The organism is Longimicrobiaceae bacterium (genome assembly GCA_035936415.1).
Lineage (GTDB): Bacteria > Gemmatimonadota > Gemmatimonadetes > Longimicrobiales > Longimicrobiaceae > JAFAYN01.
Genome location: DASYWD010000342.1, coordinates 1 through 5,279, shown reverse-complemented (window position 1 = coordinate 5,279; position 5,279 = coordinate 1). Strand labels below are relative to the sequence as shown.

Genomic DNA, 5,279 nt, shown 5'->3' with positions numbered 1-5,279 from the left:
AGTGTGGAGGCGAGAGCCGACGCGCTGCAATGCTCCGAGGCGATCGTCTTCATACAGCAAACCCTCCGATGGATGTGACCCATCGGAGGGTTTGTTGCTTCAACTCCCGGACCTCAATCTCCGGGATGACTCATGTCTCGTGCTGCGGCGGTCCGGAGTCAGCGGACGTGGACCCGCTTCTCGACCGTCACCTGCGAGCCTCCCTGGATGTCCTGCCCCACCACCTTCCGGCCCGTGACGCGGATCACCGCCTGCCCGCGCTGCGTGAACCGCAGCTCCACCTCGCGCGGCAGCGTCACCAGCGCGCTCCCGCAGGCCACCTCCTCGCTCTCCGCCGTCAGGTCGTACGGGGTGACCACCGCGGCGGCCGCCTCGGCCCTCACCTCGGCGCCGTCCGCCTTCCAGCAGATCGACGGGCCGATGGTCGTGACCGTGGCGGTGAAGGGGACGCCTGCCTGGACCGTGTCGGGGGCGACGAGCACCGTCGCGCCGGGGTCGGTCTCCGGGAGCGCCGCCAGGCTCGCGCGGGGCGCGTCCTGGATCCACTCCAGGATCCCGACGACCCGCTTGCCCGCGGGTGCGGTGGGCTCGCTGCAGCCCCAGGCCAGCAGGGCAACGGCAGCGAAGACTGCGGGGGAGCGGACCGCCTGGTACATGGGAGCGCCTCCGGGTTCCGGGTTGATCGGTTGTGTGGGGTCGGATCCGGACAAACTTTGCCCGGTCCGTAAAGTGGACGAGCCGGGGCGGCGGAAGGTCACACGTCGGGACCTCCGGCCCGCCCCGGTTCGTCATGCGTGCGGCGCCCGGCCTACGGCTAGGGGCAGATGGTGAACGGATCACAGGGGCCGCCGCCCCCCGAGCCGCCATTGTAGACGTACATGGAGGAGCTCTTGGTCTGTCCCGCGGAGGTCGCGGTCACCATGATGTCGAAGTCGCCGTCGCCCTGGTAGACGTAGAGCGTCTGCGTCTTCCCGGTCCCCAGGTTCTGGGTGTATCCCAACTGGTAGTAGTAGACGCTCCACTGGTACGTGTAGGTCCCGTCGCCGCCCGAGGGGAACGCCTCCCAGGTATGGTCGCCCGTGAAGGAGATCGAGCTCGGCCCGTCCACGTAGACGCTGAAGTACACCGGGAACGCGTAGAGCAGGCGGTTCGGCGAGCCCTTGGGGTCGAGCACGACTCCGGCCGTGGCCGAGCTCACCACCGCGTCCTGCACCTTCCACGGGGCAGCGGAAGGATCGCCCTGCAGGTAGAGGGCGGCCACCCCGGCCACGTGCGGCGAGGACATGGAGGTCCCGTCGATCGTGTTGGTGGCGTAGTCCCCGGTGTACCACGAGGAGGTGATGCCGCTCCCCGGCGCGAACAGCTTCACGCATGACCCCCAGTTGGAGTACGATGCCCGCCAGTCGTTGCTCTGCGTGGCACCGACGGTGAGGACGTTGGACTTCCTGTTGGGAGAGTAGTTGCAGGCGTTGGCGTTGGCGTTCCCGGCGGAGGTCACGAAGGTGACGCCGGCGGCGATCGCGCGCTGCACCGCGTCATCGATGTCGGTCCGCGCCGACCAGCTGTAGCTCAGGTTCGCCACCGCGGGGAGGGTGCGGTACGCCTTCACCCAGTCGATCGCGCTGATCACGCCGCTCACCGTGGCGCCCCCATTGCAGTCGCCGATGCGGACCGCCCAGACCGTGGCGTTCTTGGCGACGCCGTAGGTGGTGCCGGCCGCGGTCCCCGCCACGTGGGTGCCGTGGCCGTTGCAGTCCTCGGAGCCACGCCCATCGTTGATCACGGTGTAGCCGTGCCGCGCGCGCACGCCGAAGCCGAACTCGGAGTGGCTCTTCCGGATCCCGCTGTCGATGATGTAGATGTTCACCCCGGTCCCGTCACGGTTGGGCCCGTAGATCCCGTTCAGCGGAAGGTGGCGCTGGTCGATCCGGTCCAGGCCCCACGTGCCCGCCGACTGGTCCATGATGCCGTACTCGTCCGGCGTGACCCGGTCCACCATCGGGTGCTGCTTCACCGCCTCGACCGAGGCGGGCGCCAGGCGCGCCGCGAATCCCTTGATGGTGTGCTCGTAGATGAAGAGCACCGAGTCCTTCGGCGCCGCGGCCATGGCGCGGGCGAGCCCCCGCACGTCGCTCGCCTCGTCCTTGAAGACGATCACGTACTGGCCCGGGATGGTGCGGTCCTGGCCCTGCACGACCGAGGGGGTGGGCTCCTCGGGCGCCCTGGAGGGCGAGGTGGGATCGTCGGAACAGGCGCCTGCGGCCAGCAGCGCGAGCCCCAGCAACAGCCTGGATCCGATACTGCGTTTCCTCATCGGTGTAGCTCCAATCTCGGGTAAGCCCCGGAGGGGATCGAACGCGCGCCGAGCCGGGGCTCTCGGGGCGAGCGGGGATCGTGCGGTCGACGTGGGAGCGGTTGCAGCCGTTCCGCTCGGGAGGGAGCGAGCGGGACAGATATTACCTCTACAGCATAGTCGTCAAATGTACGCTACAGTTTAGACAACCGACCGTCAAGGGTTTTCGACGAAAGCGCCCTCACCCGACGTTCCGGGTGAGGGCGCTGCCGCGTTTTCGGGGCTGTCGTTCCGTACCGCCGTCCCGATCCCGGCGGTTCCTCAGACGTGGATCGCCCGCCCAGCCACCGCGAGGGCGGCCTCCTTCACCGCCTCCGGCAGCGTCGGGTGCGCGTGCACCGAGCGCCCGATGTCCTCCGCCGAGCCCTCGAACTCCATCGCCAGCGCGGCCTCGGCGATCAGGTCCGAGGCGCGGGGCCCCAGGATGTGCAGCCCGAGCAGGCGGTCCGTCTTCGCGTCGGCGAGCACCTTCACGAAGCCGTCCGCCTCCCCCATGGCCTTGGCGCGCCCGTTGGCGGCCCAGGGGAACTTCCCGGCCCTGTACTCCACCCCGCGCTCCTTCAGCTCCTCCTCCGTGGCCCCGACAGATGCGATCTCCGGCCAGGTGTAGACCACGTTCGCCACGGCGTCGTAGTTGACGTGGCCGTGCTTGCCGGCGATCCACTCCACCGCCGCCACGCCCTCCTCCTCCGCCTTGTGCGCCAGCATCCGCCCGCCGATGGCGTCGCCGATGGCGTACACGTTCCCCACGCCCGTGTGGTAGCGCTCGTCCACCTGGACGACGCCGCGCTCCAGGCGGATCCCCGCCTCCTCGAAGCCCATCGCCTGCGTGTACGCGCGCCGCCCCACGGACACCAGCAGGTAGTCCGCCTCCAGCGGCTCCGCGCCCTCGACCGAGACGATCACCTTCTCGCCCTGCCGCTCCGCGCCGGTGACCTTCGAGCCGGTGCGGATGTCGAAGCCCTGCTTGCGGAAGATGCGGTCCGCCTGCTTCACCACCTCGCCGTCCATCCCCGGGAGGATGGTGGGCATCGCCTCCAGGATGGTCACCTTGGCGCCCAAGCGGAGCCACACGCTCCCCAGCTCCAGCCCGATCACGCCGCCACCCACCACCACCAGGTGCTCCGGCACCTGCGGAATGGAGAGCGCGCCGGTGGAGTCGATGATCCGCTCCCCGTCGAACTTGAGGAACGGGAGCTCCACCGGGACCGATCCGGGCGCCAGGATCACGCTCTTCGCGCGGACCGTCTGGGTCCCGCCCTCGCCCTCCACCTCGATGGTCTCGGGCGAGGTGAGCCGGCCGAAGCCGCGGATCCACTCGACCTTGTTCTTCTTGAAGAGGTACGCCACCCCGTCGGTGAGCCCCTTCACCACCCCGTCCTTGCGCCTGAGCATCGCGGGGACGTCCACCGCGGCACCGTCCACCCGGATCCCGTGCGCCTCCGCCTTGTGGCGGATCTGCTCGTACAGCTCGGAAGAATCCAGGAGCGCCTTGGAGGGGATGCACCCCACGCGCAGGCAGGTGCCGCCCAGCGCCGGCTCCTTCTCGATGCACGCCGTCTTCATCCCGAGCTGCGCCCCGCGGATGGCGGCCACGTACCCGCCCGGTCCGCCACCCAGGACCACGAGGTCGAAAGTCTGTTCGTCAGCCATGAGTTCAGAGTCCGATCCAGGAGCGGAGGGAGTCACCGACCTTCGCCTCGTCTGCGGCGGAGAGCCGTCCCACCCGCTTCGCGATCAGGGTCGGATGAATTGTGTACGCGCCCCGCTTCACCGCCGTGGGCACGTGGAGGCCCGCGGCCTTCCAGTCGGCGAGCGCGAACTCGCCGGGGAGGAGGCCGCCGGTGCGGCTGGTCAGGGGGACGATGATGAGATCCACGGAAGGATGTGACGCGCTGACCACCACCGCCGGCCGGACCTTCAATGCGGAGAGATCCGAAAACGGGTACCGGACCAGTACCACGTCAGCCCTGGAGCAGCTCGCCATATACGTCGTCTTCGGTGTTGTCCCAGACGGCGTCGAGCGCGCCTCCGCTCGCGGCGGCCCAGAACTCCGCTTCCTCGTCGCTGAGGAGCGTTATCAGAACCGGCGTGCCTTCGGGGAGGTCCACCCCCTCCAGCAGCGCGATCCGGCCCTCCCGCACGATTCCCCTGACGGTGGACAGCATCGGCTCAACCCTCCAGTAGCAGGGTCTCCGGGTCCTCCAGCATCTGCTTGATCGTCACCAGGAAGCGCACCGCCTCGCTCCCGTCCACGATCCGGTGGTCGTAGGTCAGGGCCACGTACATGATGGGGCGGATGGCGACCTCGCCGTTCACCACCACCGGGCGCTCCACGATGTTGTGCATCCCCAGGATCCCCACCTGCGGGGGATTGAGGATCGGCGTGGAGAGCATGGACCCGAACACGCCGCCGTTGGTGATGGTGAAGGTGCCGCCCTGCAGCTCCTCCAGCGTCAGCTTCCCGTCGCGGGCGCGCGTCCCCAGCTCGGCGATGGTCCGCTCCAGGTCCGCGAAGCTCCGCCTGTCCGCGTCGCGCACCACCGGGACCACCAGCCCCTCCTCGGCGCCCACCGCGATCCCGATGTCGTAGTGGTGCTTGAGGACGATCTCGTCGCCCTGGATCTCGGCGTTGAGGCGGGGGAACTGCTTCAGCGCCCCGACCACCGCCTTGGTGAAGAACGACATGAAGCCCACCTTCACGCCGTGCTTCTTCACGAAGGCGTCCTGGCGCCGCTTGCGCAGCTCCATCACCGCCTGGAGGTCCACCTCGTTGAAGGTGGTCAGGCTGGCCGTGGTCTGCTGCGCCTCCACCAGCCGCCTCGCGATCGTCTGCCGGCGGCGCGACATCCGCTCGCGCGTCTCCCGGCCGGGCTGCGTCGGGGCGGCGGGCGGCCCGGCGGGGCGGGGGGCCGGGGGGGCAGGC

Annotated in this window: 6 protein-coding genes; all 6 read right to left on the bottom strand. The window is 69.4% G+C overall.

The window, feature by feature from the left end:
• Positions 1-158: 158 nt before the first annotated feature.
• The gene (locus tag VGR37_14015) at positions 159-656 is read right to left on the bottom strand and encodes a hypothetical protein (GenBank protein ID HEV2148514.1); all 498 of its coding nucleotides are present in this window, start codon (positions 654-656) and stop codon (positions 159-161) included.
• Between the two features lie 158 nt (positions 657-814).
• A complete protein-coding gene (locus VGR37_14010) occupies positions 815-2,314 on the bottom strand; it encodes a S8 family peptidase (GenBank protein HEV2148513.1) in 1,500 nt (499 codons plus the stop codon).
• Positions 2,315-2,614: 300 nt separating this feature from the next.
• Positions 2,615-4,006 (bottom strand): dihydrolipoyl dehydrogenase, encoded by a 1,392-nt coding sequence (gene lpdA, locus VGR37_14005; GenBank protein HEV2148512.1) that lies wholly within the window; start codon positions 4,004-4,006, stop codon positions 2,615-2,617.
• Between the two features lie 4 nt (positions 4,007-4,010).
• Positions 4,011-4,277, bottom strand: a complete 267-nt coding sequence (locus VGR37_14000) for a type II toxin-antitoxin system PemK/MazF family toxin (protein HEV2148511.1) — start codon at positions 4,275-4,277, stop codon at positions 4,011-4,013.
• A gap of 40 nt (positions 4,278-4,317) precedes the next feature.
• Positions 4,318-4,521 (bottom strand): hypothetical protein, encoded by a 204-nt coding sequence (locus tag VGR37_13995; protein HEV2148510.1) that lies wholly within the window; start codon positions 4,519-4,521, stop codon positions 4,318-4,320.
• Between the two features lie 4 nt (positions 4,522-4,525).
• Positions 4,526-5,279 (bottom strand): dihydrolipoyllysine-residue succinyltransferase (sucB, locus tag VGR37_13990; protein HEV2148509.1); only part of this gene is annotated, 754 nt, incomplete at its 5' end.

Bases quoted from the DNA above. Each gene is read 5' to 3' on its own strand.
- VGR37_14015 (HEV2148514.1), bottom strand. From the start codon at position 656: ATGTACCAGGCGGTCCGCTCCCCCGCAGTCTTCGCTGCCGTTGCCCTG.
- VGR37_14010 (HEV2148513.1), bottom strand. From the start codon at position 2,314: ATGAGGAAACGCAGTATCGGATCCAGGCTGTTGCTGGGGCTCGCGCTG.
- lpdA (HEV2148512.1), bottom strand. From the start codon at position 4,006: ATGGCTGACGAACAGACTTTCGACCTCGTGGTCCTGGGTGGCGGACCG.
- VGR37_13995 (HEV2148510.1), bottom strand. From the start codon at position 4,521: ATGCTGTCCACCGTCAGGGGAATCGTGCGGGAGGGCCGGATCGCGCTG.